The sequence below is a fragment of the Catenulispora sp. GP43 genome, from assembly GCF_041260665.1.
Classification (GTDB): Bacteria; Actinomycetota; Actinomycetes; order Streptomycetales; family Catenulisporaceae; genus Catenulispora.
Genome location: NZ_JBGCCT010000031.1, coordinates 41,980 through 67,458, shown reverse-complemented (window position 1 = coordinate 67,458; position 25,479 = coordinate 41,980). Strand labels below are relative to the sequence as shown.

At 70.8% G+C, this 25,479-nt stretch carries 22 protein-coding genes, 2 pseudogenes and 1 riboswitch; of the genes and pseudogenes, 18 read left to right on the top strand and 6 right to left on the bottom strand.

All coding sequences use genetic code 11. From position 1 onward, the window contains the following. Positions 1–126: 126 nt before the first annotated feature. From ABH926_RS42275 to ABH926_RS42265, 3 genes and pseudogenes are all read left to right on the top strand, one after another. Positions 127–660, top strand: a pseudogene (locus ABH926_RS42275) (HAMP domain-containing protein); the annotation flags it as partial. A gap of 115 nt (positions 661–775) precedes the next feature. After that, positions 776–928 carry a hypothetical protein gene (locus ABH926_RS42270; RefSeq protein WP_370372105.1) on the top strand — a complete coding sequence of 51 codons (153 nt, stop codon included), beginning with the start codon at positions 776–778 and terminating at the stop codon, positions 926–928. Between the two features lie 234 nt (positions 929–1,162). After that, entirely contained in the window at positions 1,163–1,558 is a 396-nt protein-coding gene (locus tag ABH926_RS42265; protein ID WP_370372103.1) for a DUF3592 domain-containing protein, read from the top strand. A 333-nt stretch (positions 1,559–1,891) separates the two neighbouring features. Here the strand turns inward: ABH926_RS42265 and ABH926_RS42260 are convergent, their stop codons facing one another. After that, the gene (locus ABH926_RS42260; protein WP_370372101.1) at positions 1,892–2,764 is read right to left on the bottom strand and encodes a universal stress protein; all 873 of its coding nucleotides are present in this window, start codon (positions 2,762–2,764) and stop codon (positions 1,892–1,894) included. A gap of 222 nt (positions 2,765–2,986) precedes the next feature. Beyond that, entirely contained in the window at positions 2,987–3,193 is a 207-nt protein-coding gene (locus ABH926_RS42255) for a DUF5988 family protein (RefSeq protein ID WP_370372100.1), read from the bottom strand. 280 nt (positions 3,194–3,473) lie between these two features. Here ABH926_RS42255 and ABH926_RS42250 point away from each other — a divergent pair, with 280 nt between their 5' ends. From ABH926_RS42250 to ABH926_RS42240, 3 genes and pseudogenes are all read left to right on the top strand, one after another. Further along, a complete protein-coding gene (locus ABH926_RS42250; protein WP_370372098.1) occupies positions 3,474–3,890 on the top strand; it encodes a CBS domain-containing protein in 417 nt (138 codons plus the stop codon). Positions 3,891–4,304: 414 nt separating this feature from the next. Then, positions 4,305–5,314, top strand: a pseudogene (locus tag ABH926_RS42245) (zinc-dependent alcohol dehydrogenase). 102 nt (positions 5,315–5,416) lie between these two features. After that, on the top strand, positions 5,417–5,698 hold the full coding sequence (locus ABH926_RS42240) for a universal stress protein (RefSeq protein WP_370372097.1): 282 nt from the start codon (positions 5,417–5,419) through the stop codon (positions 5,696–5,698). Between the two features lie 122 nt (positions 5,699–5,820). Beyond that, a riboswitch (TPP riboswitch) is annotated at positions 5,821–5,988 on the bottom strand. A 231-nt stretch (positions 5,989–6,219) separates the two neighbouring features. On the opposite strand, the gene ABH926_RS42235 is transcribed toward ABH926_RS42240, so the two are convergent. Then, a complete protein-coding gene (locus ABH926_RS42235; protein WP_370372096.1) occupies positions 6,220–6,690 on the bottom strand; it encodes a DUF4232 domain-containing protein in 471 nt (156 codons plus the stop codon). A gap of 852 nt (positions 6,691–7,542) precedes the next feature. Between ABH926_RS42235 and ABH926_RS42230 the strand changes: the two genes are divergently transcribed. The 11 genes from ABH926_RS42230 to ABH926_RS42180 all read left to right on the top strand — a co-directional run bounded on the left by ABH926_RS42230 (position 7,543) and on the right by ABH926_RS42180 (position 21,393). Continuing rightward, positions 7,543–8,346 (top strand): HPF/RaiA family ribosome-associated protein, encoded by an 804-nt coding sequence (locus tag ABH926_RS42230; protein ID WP_370372094.1) that lies wholly within the window; start codon positions 7,543–7,545, stop codon positions 8,344–8,346. 173 nt (positions 8,347–8,519) lie between these two features. Continuing rightward, the gene (locus ABH926_RS42225) at positions 8,520–8,741 is read left to right on the top strand and encodes a three-helix bundle dimerization domain-containing protein (RefSeq protein WP_370372092.1); all 222 of its coding nucleotides are present in this window, start codon (positions 8,520–8,522) and stop codon (positions 8,739–8,741) included. A 305-nt stretch (positions 8,742–9,046) separates the two neighbouring features. Beyond that, positions 9,047–11,407, top strand: a complete 2,361-nt coding sequence (locus ABH926_RS42220) for an arylsulfatase (protein ID WP_370372091.1) — start codon at positions 9,047–9,049, stop codon at positions 11,405–11,407. A 608-nt stretch (positions 11,408–12,015) separates the two neighbouring features. Further along, complete coding sequence (locus ABH926_RS42215) at positions 12,016–13,011, top strand: copper transporter (protein WP_370372089.1); 996 nt, start codon at positions 12,016–12,018, stop codon at positions 13,009–13,011. Positions 13,012–13,286: 275 nt separating this feature from the next. Next, entirely contained in the window at positions 13,287–14,120 is an 834-nt protein-coding gene (locus ABH926_RS42210; protein ID WP_370372087.1) for a hypothetical protein, read from the top strand. 1 nt (position 14,121) lies between these two features. Next, complete coding sequence (gene murJ, locus ABH926_RS42205) at positions 14,122–15,933, top strand: murein biosynthesis integral membrane protein MurJ (RefSeq protein ID WP_370372085.1); 1,812 nt, start codon at positions 14,122–14,124, stop codon at positions 15,931–15,933. Next, positions 15,930–16,967, top strand: coding sequence for a glycosyltransferase family 4 protein (locus tag ABH926_RS42200; protein WP_370372083.1), 1,038 nt, complete (start codon positions 15,930–15,932; stop codon positions 16,965–16,967). Before murJ ends, ABH926_RS42200 begins: the two co-directional genes overlap by 4 nt. Positions 16,968–17,117: 150 nt before the next feature. Further along, positions 17,118–18,827 (top strand): CTP synthase, encoded by a 1,710-nt coding sequence (locus ABH926_RS42195; RefSeq protein ID WP_370372081.1) that lies wholly within the window; start codon positions 17,118–17,120, stop codon positions 18,825–18,827. Between the two features lie 210 nt (positions 18,828–19,037). After that, the gene (locus ABH926_RS42190) at positions 19,038–19,664 is read left to right on the top strand and encodes an NUDIX domain-containing protein (RefSeq protein WP_370372079.1); all 627 of its coding nucleotides are present in this window, start codon (positions 19,038–19,040) and stop codon (positions 19,662–19,664) included. A gap of 87 nt (positions 19,665–19,751) precedes the next feature. Next, positions 19,752–20,543, top strand: coding sequence for an HAD family hydrolase (locus ABH926_RS42185; protein WP_370372077.1), 792 nt, complete (start codon positions 19,752–19,754; stop codon positions 20,541–20,543). 46 nt (positions 20,544–20,589) lie between these two features. Next, complete coding sequence (locus ABH926_RS42180; RefSeq protein WP_370372075.1) at positions 20,590–21,393, top strand: metallophosphoesterase; 804 nt, start codon at positions 20,590–20,592, stop codon at positions 21,391–21,393. A gap of 38 nt (positions 21,394–21,431) precedes the next feature. Here ABH926_RS42180 and ABH926_RS42175 read toward each other — a convergent pair whose 3' ends face one another. From ABH926_RS42175 to ABH926_RS42165, 3 genes are all read right to left on the bottom strand, one after another. After that, entirely contained in the window at positions 21,432–22,292 is an 861-nt protein-coding gene (locus ABH926_RS42175; protein ID WP_370372073.1) for an alpha/beta fold hydrolase, read from the bottom strand. Positions 22,293–22,411: 119 nt separating this feature from the next. Then, complete coding sequence (locus ABH926_RS42170; RefSeq protein WP_370372072.1) at positions 22,412–23,584, bottom strand: methyltransferase; 1,173 nt, start codon at positions 23,582–23,584, stop codon at positions 22,412–22,414. Then, a complete protein-coding gene (locus ABH926_RS42165; protein ID WP_370372070.1) occupies positions 23,581–24,561 on the bottom strand; it encodes a magnesium and cobalt transport protein CorA in 981 nt (326 codons plus the stop codon). Before ABH926_RS42165 ends, ABH926_RS42170 begins: the two co-directional genes overlap by 4 nt. A gap of 148 nt (positions 24,562–24,709) precedes the next feature. Between ABH926_RS42165 and ABH926_RS42160 the strand changes: the two genes are divergently transcribed. Then, positions 24,710–25,420 (top strand): histidine phosphatase family protein, encoded by a 711-nt coding sequence (locus tag ABH926_RS42160; protein WP_370372068.1) that lies wholly within the window; start codon positions 24,710–24,712, stop codon positions 25,418–25,420. Positions 25,421–25,479: the final 59 nt, after the last annotated feature.

Sequence of the window (25,479 nt, the reverse complement as noted above, 5' to 3'; positions counted from 1 at the left end):
CGCAGCGTCACGCCTGCCGCTGGCGCGGCCGCGTTCATCCCCGCAGCTTGCTTCTCGGGCGCTCGCGGCGACGCCGTCCGCCAGGGGTCGCTGGTTGCACTGACCATCGAGGCCTGAGCTCGGCCGATGAACTGGCTGCGGCCGCTGGCCGAGATGGCCGACAGCGCCGACACCATCGCCGAAGGCCACCTGACCGAACGCCTTCCTATCCGCGGCGACCGCAGCGAGACCGACCAGTTGGCCGAGGCAGTCAACCGGGCCTTCGACGCCCAGGCCCGCGCCGAGGCCGCGGTGCGGTCGCTGGCGGCGGACACCTCGCACGAACTGCGCACCCCGCTGTCCACGATCTCCGGCTGGCTCGATCTGCACCGTCAGAGCGCGCTCACCGGGCCCGGCCTGGACGCCGGCCGGCCTGTGGAACAAGCACCGGTCGAGGTGACCTCGCTGACCGCAGGCGTGGTGGAGGACGCGCACGTCATCCACCCCGACCGCACCATCACACTGACCACCGCCGGCCCCGCTTTGGTGACCGGCGACGCCGCGCGCCTCCAGCAGGTACTGCGCAACCTGGTCGGCAACGCCGTCCAGCACACCCCGGCCGGGACCGCTGTGCACGTCGCCGTCACGACGAGCGCGGGCCGCGTCCAGATCGACGTGGCCGACGACGGCCCCGGCATCGCCCCGCAAGATCTCCCGCGCGTCTTCGAACGCTTCTGGCCGCGCCGAGGCCAGCCGCAGCCGTGCGTACGGCGGATCCGGCCTCGGGCTGGCCATCGTGGAGGCGATCATCCACGCCCATCAAGGGCAGGTCAGGGTGGAGTCCACCGTGGGCGTCGGCACCACGGTCACGGTACGGCTCAAGACTCGTGGAGCCCGGGCCAAGCCACGCGACTGCAAAGACGGACCGGCGAGCACGGCACTCTGTTGATCACGGGCTTACTCCTTCGAGGAGGAGGGCCGGACTCAAGCCAGGGTCTACGAATCAGGGCGTTGACCGCGTGCAGCCGCGCGGAGAGGGTGATCAACCGGGTACAGATGCCCCATGCGGTGACGGGGATAGCCCGAGGACTCTCGCGCGATGACTTCCGTGTGTTGGATACTGGGCGAACATCCGTCCGGATGGTGATGCGACGGCGGCGACAGAGAGTCGGGGCAAACCGGGATGTTCGATCAGCATCGCCTTCTCAAGCACGGCGCCACGGCCCAAGGGGTGGTCACGAGCCACAAGGAGATCGCCCACGACCAGTTCGGCGGCGAGCTCGACTACTCGATGCACGTCCACGTCAAGTTCGAGGACGGCACAGAGACCGAGATCGTCCACCGGTGGACCAAGCGGGCGAGAGTCGGCATCCTCCGTGTCGGTGACAAGGTGCCGGTCCGGTATGACCCCGCCGACCATTCCAAGGCAGTCATCGACATGCCCGCTCTCGAAACCGCGCACGCACAGAAGATCGCCGATGCCGAAGCGACGCTGAAGCGGTACGAGCAAGAGCGGATCGCCAAAGCGCAGGCCGAGATCGCCGCGCAGAACGAGGCCGGGCACAAGCACCGACACTGACAAATCAGGTCGGGTGTCGCACGACGCCGGTGTGTGGGGTCCGATGGCGCGCGCCCCAGCCGTGTCGACGGCGGCCGGTCCCGGCGATCGCCGGGACCGGTATCGGACACGAGGTCGAGGTGACTGGAGCGGAGGAACGCCCGGCACGGATGGCAGGGTGGACCGGTGGCGGCCATGGCACGCGTGGTGTGTGGCCGACCAGGCTCAGGGCACCGCCGCGTCCTCACCGCACGCCAATGGGTGTGTCTTGTCGGCATCTCACGGTCGGCGGCCATGGACGAGGGCCTTGATGTCTGTGTCCCGGCCTCGAACCGGTCGGGGATTTCGATTTCGTCAGCTCAGGGGTACCACGGCGACCGGGCAGTGCGCGTGGCGTAGTAGCGCCTGGGTCGCGGGCCCGAGGAGCATGCCGTGCCGTCCTTCGGCGTGTCGGCGTGCGCCGGTGACGAGCAGGTCCGCGTGTTGGGAGGCGTCGATCAGCAGGCCTGCTGTCGAGCCGGTGCAGACCTGGTGGAAGGCGTGGGTGGCGGGGTGGTGTGCTTCGGTGGAGCGCACCAGGGCCGCGAGCCGGTCTTCGCGTTCGCGTTCGATGCGGGCGATGTCTTCGGCGATGCCCGGGTCCTGCTGTCCGTAGGCGATGATCCAGGGCTCGTCCCAGACGTGTGTCACGGTCAGCCCGGCCTTGCGGCGCGCCGCTTCGTCGTAGGCGAAGTCCAGGACGGTGTCGCAGTCCTCGTCGATGTCGACGGCGGCGATGATCCGTTGGTGGGCGTCAATGGCGTTGCCGCGGACCACGATCACCGGGCAGCAGGCGCCGGCCAGGGTCCGCAGCGAGGTGGAGCCCAGCTGCAGGCCCCGGAACCCGCCGGCGCCCCGGTTGCCCACCACCAGCAGATCGGCGGTGTGGCCGGCCTCGGCGAGTACGTTGCCGGCGTAGCCGGGCACGGCGCGTGGCTCGACGGACAGGTCGGGACGGTGGGTGCGGACTTGGCCGGCGCCGTACTCGGCGACCTCCTCGGCGGCCTTGCGCGCGGTCGCCTCGGTGTCGGCGGACGCCGGGGACCCGGGTTCCGGCGGCGTCAGCCAGTGGTAGGCGGTGATGACGACCAGGGATCCGCTGCGGATGTCCGCTTCGCGCGCGGCGACGTGCAGTGCGTACTCGCCCGAGGAGGTGCGGTCGAATCCGACGGCGACGGTCGTGTTCATGGGAACCTCCAAGGCGGAGTGCTGTCTTTGACATCCCCTTTCGCAGTCGCGCCGGCCCAGTCCTTCGTCCAGGGCTGGACGTCCCGGTGGGGGCAAGGTCGTTGGTCCTGGTGCGACCTCGTTCGCGGGTGCGCGCCACGCGGAGTCGACCGGGCCAGGGCGGTCCAGGAAGCGGCTGGCGTGGAGCGCGACGCAAGAATCGCGGTGCCCGGTCGCCCGCGGCTACGCGGGCGACTCGGTCCGCTCCCACCACTCATAGACGGCCAGCTCGCCCTCCGCGGTGTCGGCATGCCGCGACGTGGCCCTGAAGTGCTCGTAGCCGTTACGGAACGGGATCTTCAGATCGGATCCCGGCGTCTCGATCGGAACGATGCGGCCGGCCAACTCCTCAGGCCCGCCTTCGAGGACCGCCTTGTCGTCACTGCTCATGATCCGTTTTCTCCCATGCATGTCGCCGAGCCAATCGCGATGGGGGCCAGTCGGGGGTCGGCGCCACCACCTGATCCGGACCACGCCGGCGAGGGGAGCCATCTCGCAGGGGCCGGTCAACAGCCGGACCGGCGACAGCCGTGCAGGTGACGATGTTGTTGCGCGGCTCCGGTGCACCGAAGGGCGGCATCCAGCCGACCGTGGGCGCGCGGCATCGGGAGGATGAAGGGGGTCTTCAGGGCCTGAGCGGAATCGGGTTCGAGTTGAGATGGGGTATGCGATGACCACCGCGGAGCAGATCATGCACAAGAACGCTCGTTGGATCCCGGCGACCGAGACGCTGGATCGCGCCGCGCAGATGATGCGCGAGTCCGACATCGGCGCGTTGCCGGTGGCTGATGCGAACGAGCGGATGTGCGGGATCATCACGGATCGCGACATCGTGGTGAAGTGTGTGGCGATGGGACATGATCCGTCGAAGGTGACCGCGGGGTCGTTGTGCGAGGGTACTCCGCGCTGGGTCGAGGCGGACGACGACGTCAGCGATGTGCTGGCGGCGATGGAGAACCACCGGATCCGGCGGCTGCCGGTGGTCAGGGACAAGAAGCTGGTCGGGATGATCAGCGAGGCGGACATCGCCCGCAACCTGCCGGACGAGCAGATCGCCGAGTTCGTCGAGCGCATCTGCGCCGCCTGAGGCAGCCGACCCGGCACCGGGGAGCGGGGCACCATGGCCGATCTTGCCGAACCCATCACAGAGCCGGACCGGCGACGACAGGACCCGTGAGACATCGGCACCGGCCCGGGACCTTCTCCTCGAGGCCGGCGCCCGCGGCTACCTGCTGGTCATCGCCGGCCGACCGCACCGTGACGGCGAGGGATGCGGCTCGGCGGACTGGCCCATTCGCTTCCGCACCACGCGCACTGTCCCGTCGTCATCGTCCCCGAGCGCTGATGCGTCGGCGTCAGGACGTCCGATGCGGCGCGGCAAGGCCCTGTGAAGTGGTTCAACAGTGAGAAGGGCTTCGGCTTCATCTCCCCGGAGGGAGGCGGACCGGACCCGCCGGCGTGGAGAGCCGGGAACCGGCAGCAAGGAAGGATCACGACGATGATGCGGGCCGCGGTCGTCCCCAAACTGGGCGACAGACTGGTGATCAGCGAGCTGCCGGTTCCCGAGCCGGGGCCGGGCCAGGTCCTGATCAGGATGCTGACCTCGGGGCTGTGCCACACCGACATCCACGCCGCCCGCGGGGACTGGCCGGTCAAGCCGAAACCGCCGTTCATCCCCGGCCACGAGGGCGTGGGCATCGTCGAACGCACCGGCCCGGGTGCCTCACTGCACCAGGTCGGTGACCGGGTCGCCATGGCCTGGCTCGGGTCGGCCTGTGGCCACTGCCGGTACTGCGTGAGCGGCAGGGAGACCTTGTGCGAGGGCAGCAGAACAGCGGCTACTCGGTGGACGGCGCCTGGGCGGAGTACGCGGTGGCCGCGGACAGCCATGTCGTGACCGTTCCGGACGGCGTGTCGTCGTTCGATGCGGCGCCCCTGACCTGCGCCGGCGTCACGTCGTTCAAGGCGGTGAAGGTCTCGGGGATCCAGCCTGGAGAAACCGCGGCGGTCTTCGGCATCGGCGGCCTGGGACACCTCGCGCTGCAGTACGCGCGCGACTTCGGCGCCCGGGTGATCGCCGTCGACGTCGAGGACGCCAAGCTCGACCTGGCGCGCGAGCTGGGCGCCGATCACGTGGTGAACGCGCGGACGACCGATCCGGTCGAGGCGGTCGGCCGCCTGGGCGGGGCCGATGTCGCGATCGTGCTGGCCGCCTCGCCGCGAGTCTTCGAGCAGGCCTTTTCCTCGCTGTGCCGTGGCGGGCGCCTGGTCTGTGTGGCGCTGCCCGCGGACGACGAGATGACGATCTCGATCTTCGACCTGGTGCTGAGCGGCAAGTCCGTCATCGGTTCGATCGTCGGCACCCGCCAGGACCTCGCCGACGTGTTCGCGCTGCACGCGGCCGGCCGGACCAAGGTCATCGCCGAGGAACGCGACCTGCACAAGGTGAACAGGTGCATTGATGAGGTGCTGGCCGGTGAGGTTCCCGCCCGGCTGGTCTTCACCTTCTGAGTGCTGGAGTGCAGGTCCGGACCGGCCGCCGGTCCGCCGGCGAGGCAAGACCGCTACGGCGTCAGGCCGTGGAAAGACACAGCAGCGAGAGGAAACCCGGCCTTGACCGAGACGACCAGCACTTCCATCATCGTGGCCGGCGTCGACGGCTCCGACTCCAGCGCAGACGCCCTGTGCTGGGCCGCCGACCAGGCCCGGCTCACAGGCGCCGACCTGCACGCGGTCTACGTCTGGGACTTCCCCTCCGCCTACGGGTGGGCCTGGGCCCCGGGCTTCACCATGCGCACAACACGCCGCCTGTCCGGTGGTGATCATCCGTCACCGGCAGAACTGAACTGGTTTCACCACGGAGTCATCCCGGATCGGCCGGAGTGCAGCCGGTGAGCATGACCGCGGCCAGGCCCACGAAAGCAACGCACAGCCTGGCGCCACTTGGCCGCTTCGCCGCACAGTCTCGTCTCGGGACACAACGGGGCCGGACTGCTGGCGATTCTTGAGCCTTATGGGAACCTGCAAGGTGGGCTCCCTTCGCCGGCATTGCCCGGATCAGGTGGTGGAGGTCGCTGTCCGGCCTCATCAGCCTTCCAGCCTCTCAGCCCATCCCGTCACGCGATCTCACTCAGGTAACCCTTTTCGAGATCAGCGTTCCGTTTCAGGCTCCCTCGCTCGCCCCGCAGGTCCATTCCCCACGATAGTCCCGATCCCGCGTGCCAGTAGGGCCGAAAGTCCCTGATCCTGGTGAGGGAGACCGTTGACAGCACTTCTCGGACTTAGCCCGGAAGCCCGTTCACGGCGACGCCGTAGGCGCCGAACGCGAGGCCGGGCGAGCGGGCGGCTACCGACGGGAAGCGGGCGAGGATCTGGTGGGGGTCGATGAAGGGTCCCGCCGAGCCGGCGAGTCGGGTTCAGCCGCCGGTGGGGCTCGACGGACCGGAGGCGTACGGCTTGGCTTCGACCTGTCCCCGACTGCAGATCGGCTGGGGCACATCCAGCATCGCGCGGACCGTGCCGCTGCTGCCGGCGACCGTCGCGAGCGTATAGGCGGCCAGCGGCTCGCAGGGTCCTGACATCGGCTCGCCGCTGCCGGGGATGTCGGTGGAGTAGCGGAGTTCGGAATGGACCCAACCCCCGGGCTGGACGATCAGCGTCGGCACCGGGAGAGCGTCGAGCCTGATGTGGGTGGGCAGAACCGTGCCCGCGGCCGAATGAAGGGTGAAGGCCGGGTATCCGTCGACGATGCAGGCGTGGGTCGACGTGTTGTGCAATGCGAGGTCCGATGAGACGTTGCCCATTCCGTGGCTGCCGGGGACGCCTGTCCATCGGCCGGCCAGATCCGACGCCAGGCAGGCGGCCGGGGTACCGCCTGACGATGACATCGCAGGCGCGGAGGCGGAGGCCGAACCCGTCGCGGGCGTAGCGGATGAGGCCGGTGACGTGGGTGGTCCGGCAGAGGAACTCCGTGACGGCGGGGATCCGCCGGACGTTCCGGCGCCGGTCCCAGTGGACGCACAGGCGGCGATACCGGTCAGCGATGCTCCAGCAAAGCAGGCAACGGCGATGGTGCGGCGGGTGGGGTTGACGGTAGAGCTGACGCTCATCTTCTGCTCCCGGGTATCGGAGAATTCTGTTGTCATGGGCGGTCTATTCGGGTGCCGGTCCCTGATGCCAGAGTAGGAAGCGCTCCCGAGTGGGTGTCAGGGCCGAATGGCAGGGTTCGTGCGACAAGGGCCCTCATCCACTGCTTACGCCACAGGGCTGCTCGGGTCGGCCTTTGCCGGACTCCAGGGTCGTCGCCTACTCCGGCCAGGCTTTCGGGCGCGGCGCCGGATCGGTCTTGCAGAGGCCTGACAGGAACTTCTCAAGCTATCCGCGGCCAGTAGAGGCGGAGACGGTAGCGGCGGTGTCGGCTCGTCCTGGCCCTTCTACGGGCTGGGTGCCGCTTTCGGACTGGGCAACCCTCGTCCAGGGCGCGACCTGCGCGGCCGCCTACCTCATCATCTGCACGCTGATCGGAACCGCCGTGTTGAAAGACCGTGATGTCACGGACTGAATGACGTCTTCCTGCGGCACGAACCCGTCGGCCGGACCAGAAGGACTCGATACCGACAAGCCGCAGGGCCGGAAGCCCGATGCGAACGGGGTTCGAAAGGCCCTGGCGGTGCCCCGCCAAACGCGATGTGATCAAGATGTCGCAGGTCGTCGACCTGGAACGACACAAGGAGTGAGCCATGAGGCAGACGAGCACCGTTTTACAGGTGCAGACCGTCGTCCAAGGGCAGGTCGCGGCGTGGGTCGTCGACTACGCCCGCGCCAAGACGGCAGCGCTGGCCGGTCGGGTGCGCGAACCGATCCTGTTCATGCGAGTGAAGCTGATCCAGGGACGGGACCATGCTGTGCCGCGTCCGGCGGTCGTCCAAGCGGTGGTGGACCTGGACGGCCGCCTGATACGTGCCCACGCGGCCGCGGCCACCATGCGAGAGGCGGTGGACCTGCTGACGGGACGCCTCCAGCGGCGGCTGGCCGACGCCAACGAGCACTGGGAGGCCCGGCGTGGAGGCAGGCCCGGTCCTGGGCAGTGGCGGCACATCAGCGAGTCGGCCCGCCGTCCGGATCACTTTCCGCGCCCGGTGGAGGACCGCGAGATCATCCGGCACACGTCGTTCGCACTGCCGTGGGAGTCACCCGACGAGGCCGCGTTCGAGATGGACTCGATGGACTACGACTTCCACCTTTTCACGGACGCCGGCACCGGAATGGACAGCGTGATCTACCGTGCCGGCCCCACTGGCTTGCGGATGGCGCACACCACCTCCTTTCCGGAGCAGGGCCCTTCCGCGGTGCCGTTGACGATCAGCCAAGTCTCAGCCCCCGTTTTGAGTACCGGCCAGGCCGCCGAACGGCTCGAAGCCCTCGGCCTGCCGTTCGTGTTCTTCGTTGATCCCACAGCCGGCAGGGCGAACGTCCTGTATCACCGCTACGACGGCCACTACGGGCTGATCACTCCCGCGGACAGTCCGGGGCCGAGGTCATGATGGCCGGGGTGAGGCGAGTCGCTTTGGACCAAGGTCTTTGGACCAAGGTCTTTGGACCAAGGTCTTTGGACCCTGGCGTCAGGTGTGGCGCCGAAGTAGCTTGGAGGCGGCCTGCGTGACTCCGGCCGTCCTTGTCGACGCAGCCACCGCAGGGAGATCATCTCGGAGAGGCCATGCCGAACCGGTCCACCCACATGGAGCAGGACGCGATCACCGCCCTGACGGCACGTCTGCAGCGGATCTTCGCCGACGCGGCACCCCAGCGGGTGGCGGACCTGGTGGAGCACGCCTATCACAGCTTCGACGGCAGCCGAATCCGTCTGTTCATCCCCCTCCTCGTCGAGCATGCGGCACGTGATGAGCTGAACAAGGCCCCGGATGCGGAAGAAAGCTGACGCGTTCCTCCGGTGGGGTGCTTCAGCATTCGCCGTCTGAGAGTCGCCCCGAGATGCCGAATGTCGGATCTCGTTGCGAGATCTCCTGAGACGGAGCGGCAGGTACCCATGGATCGCCAGCAGGAGCGCACCCAGCTGGCCTATCCGCTGTGGCCGTGGTGTTCCGCGTTGCCTAGCGTCGGCCCTGAGCCCCGGCCCAGGGGCGACGACCGGATACGGAAGCCCGCAGGCCCATCCCCGTCCAGGAGCGTTTGCACATGCGCCCTGCGCGAGATGAGATGCGTGCCGGTGGAGCGGAGACAGTCATGTCACAGGCGTTGAGCGAGTACGGGCCCGGGCAGACGTTCCCAGGGACGATCGGGCGGACGACCGACGAGTCCAGCCCGGCGTGGCCGCGGCCGGTGAGGGCGGTCCCTGGGGCGCCGAACGTGCTGTTCATCGTCCTGGACGACACCGGATTCGGGCAGCTGGGCTGCTACGGCAGCCCGATCGCGACACCCAACCTGGACGCGTTGGCCGCAGGTGGGCTGCTGTACAACAACATGCACACCACAGCGCTGTGCTCGCCGTCCCGCTCGTGCATCGTCACCGGCCGCAACCACCACGCCAACGGCATGGCCGCCATCACCGAGGCCGCCACCGGGTACCCCGGCTACAACGGGCAGATCCCGTTCGAGAACGGGTTCCTGTCCGAGATGCTGCTTCAGCACGGCTACAGCACCTACATGGTGGGCAAGTGGCATCTGGTGCCCTCGGAGCACGAGTCGGCGGCCGGGCCGTACGACCGCTGGCCGCTGGGCCGTGGCTTCGAGCGCTTCTACGGCTTCCTGGGGGGCGACACCAGCCAGTGGTATCCCGACTTGGTTTACGACAACCACCAGGTCGAGCCGCCGGCGACGCCCGAGGAGGGCTACCACCTCACTGCCGACCTGACCGACAAGGCGATCTCGTTCATCGCCGACCTCAAGCAGGTGGCTCCGGACAAGCCGTTCTACATGCACTTCTGCCCAGGCGCCACGCACGCCCCGCACCACGTGCCCAAGGAGTGGGCCGACCGCTACCGGGGCCACTTCGACGACGGCTGGGACGCCTACCGCCAAAAGACCTTCGACCGGCAGAAGCAACTCGGAGTCTTGCCGGCGGATGCACAGCTGTCACGGCACGATCCCGACGTGCCCGAGTGGGAATCGCTGTCCCCGGACGCGCGGCGGCTCGCCGCCCGCATGATGGAGGTCTTCGCCGGATTCCTCAGCCACACCGACCACCACATCGGACGGCTGCTGGACTTCCTGAAGGAGACCGGCGAACTCGACAACACCCTGATCATGGTGGTGTCCGACAACGGCGCCAGCGCGGAGGGCGGGCTCACCGGCACCACCAACGAGCTCCAGTTCTTCAACAACGCCCCGGAGTCGTTGGCGGAGAGCCTGGCCCGGATCGACGAGCTCGGCGGTCCGACGACGTTCAACCACTACCCGTGGGGCTGGACGTGGGCGGGGAACACCCCGTTCCGGCGCTGGAAGCGTGAGACCTACCGCGGCGGCGTCAGCGATCCGTTCCTGGTCCACTGGCCCCAGCGGATCCGCGCGCGCGGTGAGATCCGCACACAGTTCGCTCACCTCATCGACATGGTCCCCACCGTGCTCGACGTGCTGGGGCTCGAACCGCCGGCGACGATCCACGGGGTCACCCAGTCGTCTTTGCATGGCGTCAGCTTCGCACACACGTTCACGGACGCCGCCGCGGCTACGCGCCACCACACCCAGTACTACGAGATGCTCGGCCACCGGGCCATCGATCACAAGGGATGGCGGGCCGTGTGCCCGTGGCCCGGGTCCTCGTTCGCGGAGGCGGCACAGCCGTTCGGCACTCCGATCACGGCGGAGGCCCTGGACGATCTGGACGCGCACCACTGGGAGCTGTACCACGTCGACGAGGACCTCACTGAGAACACGAACCTCGCTGACGACGACCACCGCGCCAAGCTCATCGAGATGATCGCGCTGTGGTACGTCGAGGCTGGCAAGTACGGCGTGCTGCCGATCGACGGTAGTGTCCTGCACCGGATGCTGGTCGAGCGCCCGCAGGTCACCGAGGCTCGGACCAGCTACTTGTTCCGCCCCGGTACCCAGGTGGTTCCCGCCGCCGTCGCGCCTCGGGTGCTCAACCGGCCGCACAGCGTGACCGCCGAGGTGGAGATCCCGTCCGGCGGCGCACAGGGCGTCCTGCTGTGCCAGGGCACCGGCTCCGGAGGCTGGGCCCTGTACGTCAAGGACGACCGCCTGCACTACGTCCACAACTACGTCAACCGCGTAATGCACTCCGTGAAGTCGGACGAGCCGCTGTCCGAGGGACGGCACACGCTCCGTTTCGAGTTCGAGCCCACCGGCCAGCCGGACATCCCGCACGGCAAGGGATCACCCGGCCGCGCGCAGTTGTACATCGACAGTCGGCTGGTGGGCGAGACGGACATGCCGATGACGACACCGGTCGCGTTCAACCCGGGCGGCATGTGCTGCGGCGCCAACCCGGGGTCGGCGATCACCTTCGACTACCAAGCGCCGTTCGCCTTCACCGGCACCCTGCACAGCGTCACCGTCGACCTGTCCGGCGACCTGATCGTCGACGCTCCCAGCGAGATGCGCATGCACATGGCACGCCAGTAGGGAGCTTCGTGCGCCGTGGCCTGCTGCTGCTCGAAGGAGGTGTATCGGGCGACGCGCTTGACGCGGTCTCGGTGTTTGGCCGGGCGTTCGTGAGGCGGTCGATCTCCAGGGTCGAGTACGAGCGGTGGAAGTGTTTCGGGTCCGACAGCGTTCGACCCACCAACCAGACCATGGCCTCGACGTAGTCGTCCGGTCGTCTACGACGGCATTGAGCGACCGTCCTCCGACCATCTCAGCGCGCATCCAGTGGAGAATGCGGACCTGTGCCGGGTCGTGCTCAAGGGTCTTGTCCTCGCCGTCGGGTGCCTCAATCGAGCGGAAGCCGTACGGGGCTCGGCCGACGAACCATCGGTCGGTGGTCTGAGATCCTGCGGACATAGCCGACTACCGGCTACCGGCGGGCGAGCGCGTAGGCTTCACCTGACTTGACCGGTCGTTGGATCGAGACCGATTCGTCCGTGAGCTGGGAGATACGTGCGGCAACGACGGCCCGAAGGGCGCTCAGGGAATGATCCTCTGCCGGTGGCGGCCTCGGTACGCCCGGCAGGCGTCGGCGCTGCTCCCAGCGGGTGGCAAAGCCCCCTATTCCGGCTGCGGGGACTGTTCACGTGATCGACTTCCGGTACCACGTCGTCTCCATCGTCGCGGTCTTCCTGGCCCTGACCGTCGGCCTGGTCATCGGCTCCTCCTACCTGAGCAAGGTCGCCTACGACGAGCTGAACAACCAGCTGTCCTCGCTGCGCGGCCAGAACCAGACCCTGCACAGCACCCAGAACGAGCTCAACGCCCAGGTCCGGGACCGGGACAGCCTCATCGCCGCGCTCGGTCCGGACGCCGTGGCCGGCAAGCTCACCGGCCACTCGGTGGCCGTGGTGATGCTGCCCGGCGCCGACGGCTCGGCCGGCGACGCCATGGCCGATCTGCTGGGCAAGGCCGGTGCCGAGGTCACCGGCGAGGTGAGCCTGAAGTCGGCGCTGCTGGACCCGGGCCAGGCCGGCAAGCTGTCCGCGGCCGCCGCGAAGCTCCCGGCCGCCGAGCGCGGGGGAGCGCAGCTGCCGAGCCCGTCCTCGTCGGCGAGCTCCGCGCCCCCCTCCCCGGTCATCGCCCTGGCCGACATCGCCGGCGCGGTGGTGCACCGGATACCGGCCACCCCGGCCGGCGTCGGCGAGCAGACGATCACCGACCAGGCGTCCCAGGACGTGCTCACCGCGTACAGCAATGCGGGCTTCCTGGACGTGAAGTCGGCCAGCGCCAGCTCCGCGGACCTGGTGGTGGTCCTGGCCCCGCCGGCCCCCTCCTCCGGCTCGGCGGCCAACGACGCCGCCGACACCCTGTACCTGGGCTTCCTCAAGGACCTGACCGGCGGCGGCCGCTCCCTCGGCGCGGTCCTGGCCGGCCCGGCGTCCTCGGCGGCCTCCCCGGGCCTGCTCGCCGCGGCGCTGAAGGACAACTGGGTGTCGAAGAACGTGTCGACGGCCGACACCGCCGACCAGCCCTCCGGGCGCATCATCACGGTGTTCGCCCTGGCCGAGGCCGCCGGCGGCAAGACCGGGCACTACGGACTCACCGGGACGGCCGACGGGCCGCTGCCGGACCTGCACTGAGACGGCGGCGCGCCGGTATGGGGAGAGGTTTGTCGCCGGTGGGCGGATGGCGGGTGCGGGGTGGCACATCGGCTGGATCGGTCGGCGGTGCCGGCCGGTCGGGCGCCGCGGCCGGGTGGCGGGCCGGCGGAGTGGCCGGGCTGATCGGCTTGGCCGCCGATGCTGGCCGCTCAGCCGCGGCGGCGGGTAGGTTGCCGAGCGTGTTCATCAGTGCGAACGGTTCCGGCGCGCGTCGTTCAGCCTCCCGCGCGCCCGGAGCGGGTAGCGTCGAGCGGGTGGTCGGTGTGGGCGGAGTCGTGGCGGCTGCCGCCCTCGGCGGGGGAGCCGCCCGCGGTGCGTATCGTCTGCTGAACGCGCGGCCTCCCGGCGGCCGGGAGTGCTGGATCCGTAAGAACAATCGCGGCCGCGAGCTCACCCTCCTCGAAGGTCCCGCCGTCACCCTCGGCGTCGCCGCGGCCGCCCTGCTCGCCCCGGGCCTGCCCAGCACGCTCCGCCTCGCCGGTTGCGGTGCGGCCCTGGGCGCCGGCGCCGTCGGCCTCTACGACGACCTCAACGAGCGCGGCGCCGCCAAGGGCTTCCGCGGTCACCTCTCCGCCCTCGCGCACGGCGAGGTCACCACCGGGGCCGTCAAGATCCTCGGCATCGGAGCGATCGGTCTGGCCGCCGGTGCCGTCGTCCGCCGCGATCCGCTCGACCGGGTCCTGGCCGGCCTGGTCGTCGCCGGGGCCGCCAACGTCGTGAACCTCTTCGACCTCCGTCCCGGACGCGCCACCAAGGCCGCCGTGATCGGCGCCGCCGGCGGTGTGCTGCGGGGATCCCCCAGCGGACTCCTCACGGCGGCGGCCCTCGGTGGCGCCGCCGCGCTGCTGCCCGAAGACCTCGGTGAGCAGGCGATGCTCGGTGACTGCGGGGCCAACGCCCTCGGCGCCGCGCTCGGGGTCGCCGCCGCCGCGCGCGCCTCGCGGACCGGGCTTGTCGGCCTGGCCGCGGCCCTCGCCGCGCTCACCGCCGCCAGCGAGAAGGTCAGCTTCACCAAGGTCATCGCCGCCACGCCGCCGCTGCGCGCCATCGACGAGTGGGGCCGTATCCCGAAGCAAGGCGACGCCTGAGATGGCCGAGGTCCGGATCGAGCACCTGTCGGCGGAGGCGCAGGCCGAGGCCGAGGCCGAGGCCGAGGCCGTCGAGCCGAAGTCCGGCGCCCCGGCCACGGTGCCCCAGCAGCACGGCACCGCGACCGGCGCACCGAGTACCCGCCGCCCCCGCCGCGCCTCCACCCACCGCGCCTCCACCCTCCTCGGCGCCGCCGTCCTCATCGCCATAGCGACCGTCGCCTCCCGCGTCGTCGGCTTCGGCCGCTGGCTCGTCTTCTCCCACACCGTCGGCGCCGGCTCCCTGGCCGACGCCTACAACTCCGCGAACCAGCTCCCGAACATCGTCTTCGAGATCACCGCCGGCGGCGCCCTGGCCGGGGTCGCCGTCCCCCTGTTGGCCGGCCCGCTCACCGGCGGCGGCGACGGCCCGGCCGACCGGGCCCGGGCCTCGCGCATCGTCTCGGCGCTGCTGACCTGGACGCTCGCTATCCTGATCCCGCTGTCCGCGACCGGTGTCGCGCTGGCCGGGCCGATGGGCCAGATACTGGGTAGCGGACACGGCCCCGACTACACGGCCCAGATCAGCAGGTTCCTGATCTTCTTCCTGCCGCAGATCCCGCTCTACGGCGCCGCCGTCGTCCTGGGCGCGACCCTGCAAGCCGACCGCCGCTTCCTGGCCCCGGCGCTCGCGCCGCTGCTGTCCAGCCTGGTGGTCATCGCCTCCTACACCGTCTTCGCCTTCCTGGATCGCGGCCGCGGCGCGCACCTGCGCGATCTGCACAAGGCCCCCGAGCTAGTACTAGCGCTTGGCACATCCGCCGGTGTCCTGATCCTGGTGCTGTCCCTGCTGCCGGCCGTTCGGCGGGCCAAGCTCGCGCTGCGCCCGACGTTCCGCTTCCCCGAAGGCGTCGCGCGCAGGGCCCGCTCGCTGGGCGTCGCCGGCGTCGCGACCCTGATCGCCCAGCAGCTCGCGGTGCTGACCATCGTGCTGCTGTCCAACGCCGGGCACGCCTCGACCGGCACCCTCACCGTCTTCAACCTGGTCTGGGCCGTCTACTCGCTGCCGTACGCGGTGCTCGCCGTTCCGGTCGCGACCAGCGCTTTCACCGATCTGTCCGCCAAGTGGGCGGCTGGGGACCGGCACGGCTACGCGCACGGCGTGGCGGCCACCACCCAGGCCGTGCTGATCTTCTCCGCGGCCGGCGCCTCGGTGCTGGCCGCCGCCGCGTGGCCGACCGCCCGGCTGTTCCTCACCGCGCGCCACGGCACCGGCGGCAGCGTCACCGTCGAGATGATGGGCCAGGGCCTGACCGCCTTCGCCCCCGGCCTGATCGGCTACGGCCTGCTGGCCCACCTCAGCCGGGCCCTGTACGCCGCGGGCCGGGGCCGCGCCGCCGCGACGGCGGTGTGCGCGGGCTGGTTCACCGTCCTGGCCGCCGACCTCACCCTGGTCTGGCTGCTGCCCGGCCAGAACGCCGTCATCGCGCTCGGCCTGGGCAACACCCTGGGCATGGCGGTGGCCGGCGCCGCGCTGCTCACCGCCGTCCGCCGCGGCCACAGCCGCGACGCGCTGGTCGGCGTCGGCCGGGCCGGGGTGGTGGCGGCGCTCGCCGCGGCCGTGGCCGCGCCGGTCGGGATGGTCTTCGCCGGACTGTTCGGCGCCACCGGCCCGGTACGTGCGATGCTCATCGGTGGCGCGACCGCGCTGCTGACCGTCGGGCTGTTCGTCCTCACGGCGATCGTCGCCGCCAAACGGCTGCTTCCGGACACCGAATGCGGCAAGTGGCTGCGCGCCACGGTCGACAACAGAAGACGTAGGCCCGCCCGATGACCCAGCTCCCCCTGACCCAGCCGCCGCTGATGACCGAGTCCCCGCTACGGATCCTGCTGGTCCGCCCCGAGAGCACCGGCGGCATCGGCGTGCACGTCGACACCCTCACCAGGGCCCTGCGCGAGGTCGGCCACGACGTCCGCACCCTGGTCGCCACCGGGACCGGGGCCATACCGGCGATCCGCCACGCCGCCCGCCAGGCCCGGGTGGACGTCGTGCACGCCCACGGCCTGCGCGCCGGCGCCGCGGCGTGCCTGGCGACCCGCAAGCGCACCGTGGTGACCCTGCACAACGCGCCCGCGAACCGCGCCGGCGAAATGCTGATGCGGCTGATCGCCCAGCGCGCCGACGCGGTCCTGGCAGCCTCCCACGACCTGGTCGAGGCGGTCGCCGGGAACGGCGCGAAGGACGCGCGCTTCGGGCCGGTCGTGGCCCCGGCCCTGCCCGCGCCGACAGTTTCCGCACCGGAGGTGCGAACGGCGCTCAGAAGCGAACTCGGCCTGGCCGGGGACGACGACCGCCGCCTGGTGCTGGCCGTCGGCCGCCTCGCCCCGCAGAAGGACTACGCCACCCTTCTCAAGGCCTTGATCATCCTGAAGGACCGTCTCGGGCCGGCCGGCGTCCCGCCGGTCGCCATCGCCGGCGAGGGCCGCGGGCGCTCCGCGCTCCAGGCCGTCATCGACGGCCACGACCTCCCGGTGGCCCTGCTCGGCCACCGCTCCGACATCGCCGATCTGCTGCGCGCCGCCGACGTGTTCGTGATGTGCAGCACCTGGGAGGCCCGGCCGCTGGCGCTGCAGGAGGCGCTGCGGGCCGGCGTGCCGCACGTGATCGCCACCGACGTCGGCGGCGTGGCCGAGGTCACCGCGGGCCACCTGCCGCTGATCGGGCCCGGCGACCCCGAGGCGCTGGCGCGGGCGCTCGCCGAGGCCTGCGACGGGTCCGCGCCGGCGGGCGGCGCGCCGGACTGGGACGCGCTGTGGCCGGGGCCGGAAGAGGAACTGGCCGCGGTGCTCGCCGCGTATTCGGCATGAACGGGATGTTGCCGACACCTGTCCACCCCATGATCGACCCGTGAGCTCCGGGCCCCGCAACTGCTGATATCCTGGTCTCCCGTGGATGACAGGCAAGAAGGACCGCCTGTACTTATCAGCACAGTCAGCAGCGATCCGCGGGAGCCCCCCTTGGCACATCAGACGAAACACCTGTTCGTAACCGGGGGCGTCGCCTCCTCCCTCGGCAAGGGCCTCACCGCCTCCTCGCTGGGTGCCCTGCTCAAGGCCCGAGGTCTGCGGGTCACGATGCAGAAGCTCGACCCCTACCTCAACGTCGACCCCGGGACGATGAACCCGTTCCAGCACGGCGAGGTGTTCGTCACCGACGACGGTGCCGAGACCGACCTGGACGTCGGCCACTACGAGCGTTTCCTGGACACCGACCTGCACGGCTCGGCGAACGTCACCACCGGCCAGGTGTACTCCGCGGTGATCGCCAAGGAGCGGCGCGGGGAGTACCTCGGCGACACCGTGCAGGTGATCCCGCACATCACCAACGAGATCAAGTCCCGGATCCGGCGCATGGGCGGCGAGGACGTGGACATCGTGATCACCGAGGTCGGCGGGACCGTCGGGGACATCGAGTCGCTGCCGTTCCTGGAGGCCGCGCGCCAGCTGCGGCACGAGGTCGGCCGGGACAACGTGTTCTTCCTGCACGTCTCCCTGGTGCCCTACATCGGCCCGTCGGGGGAGATGAAGACCAAGCCGACCCAGCACTCGGTGGCCTCGCTGCGCAGCATCGGCATCCAGCCGGACGCCATCGTGTGCCGCGCCGACCGGCCGATCAGCCAGGTCATCAAGCGCAAGATCTCGCTGATGTGCGACGTGGACGAGGAGGCCGTGGCCGCGGCCGTGGACGCCCCGTCCATCTACGACATCCCCAAGGTCCTGCACACCGAGGGCCTGGACGCCTACGTGGTGCGGCGGCTGAACCTGCCGTTCCGGGACGTGGACTGGACGCAGTGGGACGACCTGCTGCGCCGGGTGCACGAGCCGGACCACGACCTCACCGTCGCCCTGGTCGGCAAGTACATCGACCTGCCGGACGCCTACCTGTCGGTGAGCGAGGCGCTGCGGGCCGGCGGCTTCGCCAACTCCGCGCGGGTGAACATCCGCTGGGTCCCCTCCGACGAGTGCGCGACCGACGAGGGCGCGGCCAAGCACCTGACCGGCGTGGACGCGATCTGCGTCCCCGGCGGCTTCGGCGTGCGCGGCATCGAGGGCAAGGTGAACACGGTCAAGTACGCCCGCGAGAACAAGATCCCGCTGCTGGGCCTGTGCCTGGGCCTGCAGTGCATCGTGATCGAGGGCGCCCGCAACCTGGCCGGCATCGCCGCCGCCAACTCCTCGGAGTTCGACGAGGCCACCCCGGACCCGGTGATCTCCACCATGGCCGACCAGCGCGACATCGTGGCCGGCCAGGGCGACCTGGGCGGCACCATGCGCCTGGGCCTGTACCCGGCCAAGCTGGCCGAGGGCAGCGTCGTGCGCGACCTGTACGACGGCGCCCCGTACATCGAGGAGCGCCACCGCCACCGCTACGAGGTGAACAACGCCTACCGGCCGCGCCTGGAGGAGGCCGGCCTGGTCTTCTCCGGCACCTCCCCGGACGGCCGCCTGGTGGAGTTCGTCGAGCTCCCGCGCGAGACGCACCCCTTCCTGGTCGGTACGCAGGCGCACCCCGAGCTGCGCTCGCGCCCGACCCGCCCGCATCCGCTGTTCGCCGGCCTGATCGCCGCCGCGGTGGAGCGTTCGAAGGGCGCGGCGGCCGGCGCGGCGGCGACCGCTGCCGCGACCGCCGCCGGTGAGGCGCTGGCGGAGACGGCCGCGGGGGCCTGATCCTCGCCCCGCTGCTTGTCGGCGATACTGTGTGCCCCGGCTTCGTGCCGGGGCACACGTGTTTTCGTCCCTTTATCCAGGGCTGATACGAAGGGGCATGCGCTCGCATTCCCGACCGTCCCCGGCGCCCTGAAGCATCTCTCGCGATAGGCTTCGATCATCGGCCCGGCCGAGCCCGCCGGGCCGCGAACCGCGATCGCAGGGAGCGTGATGGAGATCCGCGACGAACCCGAGAAGTGGCCGGTGCTGGCCTCGGAGGAGAAGTTCCGCGGGCATGTGATCTCCATCCGCACCGACACCGTGAAGATGGTCGACGGCCAGGTCGCCGAGCGCGACTACGTCGTGCACCCCGGTGCGGTCGGCGTGGTAGCCCTGGACGAGGCCGACCGCGTGCTGCTGGTCCGCCAGTACCGGCACCCGGTCGGCTGGCGCCTGTGGGAGCTGCCTGCGGGCCTGCTGGACCATCCCGGGGAGAACCCGCTGGAGGCCGCCAAGCGCGAGCTCTACGAGGAGGCGCACCAGCAGGCCGACGACTGGCGGGTCCTGGTCGACCTGTTCACCACCCCAGGCGGCTCCGACGAGGCGATCCGCGTCTATCTCGCGCGCGGTGTCCGTGAGGCCGACGGCGAGCAGTACGCCCGGGAGCACGAGGAGGCGGACATGTCTACGGTGTGGGCCGACCGCTCCGAGGTGACCAAGCTGATCCTGGCCGGGGAGCTGCACAACCCGCTCGCCGTGGCCGGGGTGCTGGCGCTGACCACCGCGATCACCACGAACGCGCTGGACGACCTGCGGCCGGCCGACGCGCAGTGGCGGCAGCGGCCCTTCCTGCCGTAGGGCATGACAGGACATCAGCAAGCGCTGCCGGGCGGCGGCGGGCCGCATCGCGTGCCCGCCCCGGCCGACCGTGCCTACACTGCGGCGATGGAGCCCACTTCGCCTCCCGCCTACACCGCGGTCGTCATCGACTTCTTCGGCACGCTCACCGAAAGCACCCCCGACGAGGTCTGGACCCAAGCCGCCGCGGCCAGCGCGGCGCCCCTGGGCCTGCCGGCCGCCCAGTGGCGGGAGACGCTGAGCGCGAGCTTCGTCGAACGCGCCACCGGCGCCCTGGGCGACCTGGCGGAGACCTTCCGGGCCCTGGCCCGCCGCTGCGGCGTCGAGCCCACCGAGGCGGCCCTGGCGGCCGCCTGCGAGGCACGGGTCGAGGCCCAGAACGCCCTGTTCGTCTTCCGCGACGACGTCCCCGCCGCGCTGCGCGCCCTCAAAGCCCGCGGCTACCGCCTGGGCCTGCTCAGCGACTGCACCCCCGAGGTGCCCGTCGCCTGGCCCGGCTTCGCCGTCGCCGAGTCCTTCGACACCGCCGTCTTCTCCTGCGACGAGGGCCTGAAGAAGCCGAACCCCGCCTTCTTCCGGCTCGTCGCCGACCGCCTCGGGGTGTCCCCGGCCCAGTGCGTGTACGTCGGCGACGGCGGTTCGCGCGAGCTCAGCGGGGCGGCCGCGGTCGGGATGACGCCGCTGATGTTGCGCGCCGAGGACTGGCACAGCAACAGCGCGCACGACCGCGAGGACGACTGGGCCGGTGCGGAGATCGCGTCCTTCACCGAGCTGATCAGCGTGCTCGACGATGCCGGTCACGGTCCGGGTCCCAGTCCGAGTCACGCTCCGGGTCTCAGTGCTCGGTCACTTCTCGCCCACCATCAGGACCGCGATTAGGCTGAATCGACGGAAACACTCGTTCGCCGTCCCGGGGAGGCCCCCGATGTCCTCTGAGTTCTACGGTCCCGCGTCGTGGGAAGGCCAGGCCAAGCGTTATGGGCCGGTGGACCGGGTCGCGGTACTGTCCGACGTGCACGCCAACGTCCCGGCGCTGCGGGCCGTGCTCGCCGAGCCCGAGGTCGCCGCCGCCTCGCTGGTGGTCTTCAACGGCGACCTGACCTGGGGTGTCGACCCCGACGGGACGGTCGCCATCGTCAAGGCCCTGGGTCCGCGCGCGGTGTGCGTGCGCGGCAACAGCGAGCGCTACGTCCGGCAGATCACCACCGGCGCCCACACCCCGGCCAACCCGCGCCAGCAGTGGGTCCCGGCCCAGCACGGCACCGGGGCGCTGGCCTTCGTCGGCTCCTTCCCGTTCAGCGTGGTCGTGGACGTACGGGGCCTGGGCCCGGTCCGCTTCTGCCACGGCTCCCCGCGCAGCGACCACGAGGCGGTCACGCCCGGCACCTCCGAGCAGCGCTTCGCCGAGATGACCGCCGGCATCGAGGAGGACGTCCTGGTGACCGGCCACACCCACCTGCAGTTCGACCGCTTCGTGGGCACCCGGCGCAGCGTCAACCCCGGCAGCGTCGGGCTGCCGTACCACCGCGGCGAGCCCGGGGTGGCGCACTGGGCCCTGCTCGGGCCGGACGTGCAGCTCCGGACCACCCGCTACGACGTGCGCGAATCGGTGGCCGCCAGCGTGGCGGCCGGCGACCCCGGGCACGCCCGGATCGCCGAGCTGCTGCTCACGCCGCCGACGCCGGAGGAGATCATCGCCGAGGCCGAGCAGCTGGTGCTGGTCGACTGACCGGACCGGACCGGGACCGGACCGGGGCGCGGAGGCCCTCACACCAGGTCGTGCTCGGCCAGGAACACCCCGAGCACGACCCGCACCGCCTCGGGCGTCTCGATGTACGCGACATGGCTCGCCCCGGCGAACTCGTGCCCGCGCACGTCCGGGATCCGGTCCAGGAACGGCTGCCGCGCGGCCGCGTCCAGCTCGTCGTGCTCGCCGCCCAGGACCAGCGTGGGCGGATCGATCCCGGGCAGCCGGTCGACCACGCTCCACCCGGCCAGCGTGCCGGCCAGCTCGCCGGCCTCGTCGCTGCCCGCCATCGCCGTGTTCACCTCGGGGAACTCGGCCAGCTGTGCGAAGGTGCGCACCAGCGGCTCGGGCATCGGCACCCGGCACAGGTGCCGCGTCACGAACTCCGCCGGCGGCAGCCCCTGCTCGGCCAGCGCCGTGATCCGCCCCAGGACCGAGGCCGTCATCAGCTCGGTGGACGCCGCGGTGCTGAACAGGGTCAGCGAGGCGACGTGCAGGGGGTGCTTGAGCGCGTACTCGGCGGCCAGGAACCCGCCCCAGGAATGGCCGAGCAGGTGGAACTCGTCCAGCCCCAGGTGGCAGACCAGCGTCTCCAGCTCCTCCAGGTGCAGCTGCACGGTCCACTCCTGCGGCGGCCAGTCCGGCCGGTGCGTGGAGTTGCCGCAGCCGACCTGGTCGTAGAGAACGACCGGCCGCTCCGGCGAGAACAGGTCCGCCAGCGGCAGCAACCCGTCGTGCACCGCACCGGGACCGCCGTGCAGGAGTACCAACGGCAACGGACCGACCGCGGACAGGTCACCGAATACGCGGTACCAGGTATGTCCGCCGCGGAAAGGCATGGTTCCCGCTCCGGTGACGCCGTTCTCAGATATGCCGACCATGCCGCTCATCATTTTGGCCGCGCATTACGCGGTCAAGGGAAACGGCGAAGGTTGGGACAGGAAAACGCAGCGAGACGCGCGATGCGCCGACGCCCGCGGCGATCCGGCGCCCAGGTCTCCTAGCGCCGCATCGCCCGCAGCACCACGAACTTCGGATTGCTGGCCATCACATCGCAATTGCCGAACAACCTCTTCAGCTTCACGTGATATCCCAGATGCCGGTTTCCGACCACCCACATCTCCCCGCCGCGCCGCAGAGCCGCCCGCGCCCCGGTGAACATGCGCCACGCGGTCGCGTCGGTCGTGGCCTGATGGCTGTGGAACGGCGGATTGTTCAGCACCAGGTCGACGCCGCCCGGCTCGAACCCCGCCATGCCGTCGGCGGCGAGGAACTCCGCCTGCCGCTCACCCGGTGCGAACGTCGCCTCGAAGGTGGCGCGCGCCGAGGCCAGTGCCTGGTACGACTCGTCGACGAACGTCACCGCGGCGCCGGGATTCGCCAACGCCGCCGCCAGCCCCACGACACCGTTGCCGCACCCCAGGTCGACGATGCGTGCCGCGTCGGAGCGGGTCGGCAGCCACGGCAGGAAGAAGCGCGTGCCGATGTCCAGGTGGTCGGCGGAGAACGTCCCCGCGTAGTTCACCACGGGGCGTCCGCTCGCGGCGCCGATGCCATCAGGAAGCTGATATGTCAGCGGCCACGGGTTCTCCGGACGCGGCAGGTCCGGGTCCGGCTCGCAGAGGATCAACCGGGCCTTGCGGACCGCCGGCGACGTCCGCGTGGGGCCGAGGATCCGCTCGAAGGCTGCGAGCGTCGAGGTGTGGATCTCGGTCACCATGCCGGTCCCGACGACGGTGGTCCCGGAGCCGACGAGCGGCCGCAACCGCCACAGCTGGTCCTCCAGCAACGCCAACGACTTCGGCACCCGCACCAGCAGTACGTCGATCGGTACGTCGACCGGCCCCGGGACCTCGTCGGGAGTCGCCACCAGAGCTACAGACGAGCGCTCCTTCCCGTTCCTGGCAAGGTTTTCGGCAGTGGCCCGCCGGCCGAGATACGAATCAGAGATCTGCGTGACCTGCGTGACCCGCGTCCCGGACAGCGCCAGCGACGTGCTGATCGCGCCCCATCGGTCGCCGAACACCACCACGTGCCCCGAGAGCTCCGGCCCCTCACCGAGATGCCGCAGCAGGTACTCATCGGCCGCGTCCCAGGCCCGCAGCCGATCCCGGGCGTCGTGCGGGAACCGGGTCAGCTCCAGCTCCGCCGGCGGTACCAGGACCTCGCTCACAGCCACTTCGCCCGCTTCAGCAGCACGTACAGGACCACGCACGACGTCGCCATGACCCCGAGCACGACGTAGTACGAGTAGTGGTAGTGCAGCTCCGGCATGTCGTCGAAGTTCATCCCGTAGATCCCGGCGATCGCCGTCGGCACCGCCAGGATCGCCGCCCACGCCGAGATCCGCCGCATGTCGTCGTTCTGCTGCACCGACACCCGCGAGCGGTCCGCGTCCAGCATGTGGTCCAGCAGCTCGTTCCACTCCCGCGCGCCGTCGGTGGCGCGCAGCACGTGGTCGGCCACGTCCCGGAAGTAGGGCTGGGTCTCCTTCGCGATCCGCTCCTCCTGCCCGGCGACCAGCGCCTTCGTCGGCATCACCAGCGGTACCACGGCGCGCGCGAACACGATCGCGTTGCGCTTGAGCGCGTAGATCGGCCCGCCGTAGTCGCCGCGGCCGGGGGAGAAGACCTCGGTCTCCAGCTGGTCGATCGAGTCCTGCATCAGCTGCGCGTAGCCGCTGTAGGAGTCCACGATCGAGTCGGCGACCGCGTACAGCACCGCGCTGGGGCCGTGCTGGAGCAGCTCCGGCTGGTCCTCGACCCGGCGCCGCACCCCCGACAGCGGGTTGGCCGCGCCGTGCCGGACGGTGACGACGAAGTTCTCGCCGAGGAACACCGAGATCTCGCCGAGCTGCAGCGGATGATGCGGGTCGGCCTCCAGCAGGGTCTTGAACACCAGGAAGGTCGAGCCCTTGTAGTGCTCCAGCTTGGGGCGCTGGTGGGCGCTCACCGCGTCCTCCACGGCCAGCGGGTGCAGCCCGAACTCGCGCGCCACCAGGTCCAGCTCGTCCGGCTCCGGCTCGAACAGCCCCAGCCACAGGAACGCCGCCGGGTCGCCGCAGGTGCGGGCCTGCTGGAGCGCGTCCGAGAAGTCCTCGGGCGCGGTCACGCGGCGGCCGTTCTGATAGGTCGCTGAGTCGACGATCATGCCGGCGATTATCCCGCAGGCCACAGCGCCCGGCCCAATCCCGGCCCAATCCCGGCCCGACCCCGGCCCGACCCCGGCCCGACCCCGGCCCGATCCCAGTCCGATCCCAGTCCGACGCTGACGGCGGAGTGGTCGTAGGGTGAGGCGTGTGACCCTGGTACTTCTGATCCGCCACGGCCGCACCACCGCGAACAGCTCCGGCATCCTCGCCGGCTGGACCAAGGGTGTGCGCCTGGACGAGCGCGGCGAGCAGCAGGCCGCAGAGCTGGCCAAACGGCTGGCCGAGGTGCCGCTGGCGGCCGTGGTGAGCTCCCCGTTGGAGCGCTGCCGGCAGACCGCCGACATCGTGCTGGCCGGCCGCGAGGGCGTGAAGGTGAGCCTGGACGAGCGGATCGGGGAGTGCCGCTACGGCGACTGGACCGGCCGGCCGCTGGCCGAGCTGGCCAAGGAACCGCTGTGGAAGGTGGTGCAGGGGCATCCCTCGGCCGCGCGCTTCCCCGGGCCCGAGGGCGAGTCGATGGCCGAGATGTCCGCGCGTGCGGTGGCCGCGGTGCGGGAATGGAACACCCTGATAGCCGCGGAACACGGACCGGAGGCGGTGTGGGCGCTGTTCTCGCACGGCGACGTCATCAAGGCCGTCGCCGCCGACGCGCTGGGCCTGCACCTGGACTCCTTCCAGCGCATCACCTGCGATCCGTGCTCGGTGACGGCTGTGCGCTACACCGAGATGCGGCCGTTCGTCGTGCGCCTGAACGACGTCGGCGGCGACCCGGCACCGTACAAGCCGGCCCCGGAGCGTTCGCCATCAGCGGACGCGGACGCCGCAGTGGGCGGCGGCGCGGGCGCCGACAACGCCTGAACGCATAGGCTTGATTGCGGGGGCCCGGGAGAGGGCCTGAGCGCGAAGCTTGTAGGAGG

Bases quoted from the DNA above. Each gene is read 5' to 3' on its own strand.
- ABH926_RS42265 (WP_370372103.1), top strand. From the start codon at position 1,163: ATGTTCGATCAGCATCGCCTTCTCAAGCACGGCGCCACGGCCCAAGGG.
- ABH926_RS42260 (WP_370372101.1), bottom strand. From the start codon at position 2,764: ATGAACACGACCGTCGCCGTCGGATTCGACCGCACCTCCTCGGGCGAG.
- ABH926_RS42255 (WP_370372100.1), bottom strand. From the start codon at position 3,193: ATGAGCAGTGACGACAAGGCGGTCCTCGAAGGCGGGCCTGAGGAGTTG.
- ABH926_RS42250 (WP_370372098.1), top strand. From the start codon at position 3,474: ATGACCACCGCGGAGCAGATCATGCACAAGAACGCTCGTTGGATCCCG.
- ABH926_RS42235 (WP_370372096.1), bottom strand. From the start codon at position 6,690: ATGTCATCGTCAGGCGGTACCCCGGCCGCCTGCCTGGCGTCGGATCTG.
- ABH926_RS42230 (WP_370372094.1), top strand. From the start codon at position 7,543: ATGAGGCAGACGAGCACCGTTTTACAGGTGCAGACCGTCGTCCAAGGG.
- ABH926_RS42225 (WP_370372092.1), top strand. From the start codon at position 8,520: ATGCCGAACCGGTCCACCCACATGGAGCAGGACGCGATCACCGCCCTG.
- ABH926_RS42220 (WP_370372091.1), top strand. From the start codon at position 9,047: ATGTCACAGGCGTTGAGCGAGTACGGGCCCGGGCAGACGTTCCCAGGG.
- murJ (WP_370372085.1), top strand. From the start codon at position 14,122: ATGGCCGAGGTCCGGATCGAGCACCTGTCGGCGGAGGCGCAGGCCGAG.
- ABH926_RS42200 (WP_370372083.1), top strand. From the start codon at position 15,930: ATGACCCAGCTCCCCCTGACCCAGCCGCCGCTGATGACCGAGTCCCCG.
- ABH926_RS42190 (WP_370372079.1), top strand. From the start codon at position 19,038: ATGGAGATCCGCGACGAACCCGAGAAGTGGCCGGTGCTGGCCTCGGAG.
- ABH926_RS42185 (WP_370372077.1), top strand. From the start codon at position 19,752: ATGGAGCCCACTTCGCCTCCCGCCTACACCGCGGTCGTCATCGACTTC.
- ABH926_RS42180 (WP_370372075.1), top strand. From the start codon at position 20,590: ATGTCCTCTGAGTTCTACGGTCCCGCGTCGTGGGAAGGCCAGGCCAAG.
- ABH926_RS42175 (WP_370372073.1), bottom strand. From the start codon at position 22,292: ATGGTCGGCATATCTGAGAACGGCGTCACCGGAGCGGGAACCATGCCT.
- ABH926_RS42165 (WP_370372070.1), bottom strand. From the start codon at position 24,561: ATGATCGTCGACTCAGCGACCTATCAGAACGGCCGCCGCGTGACCGCG.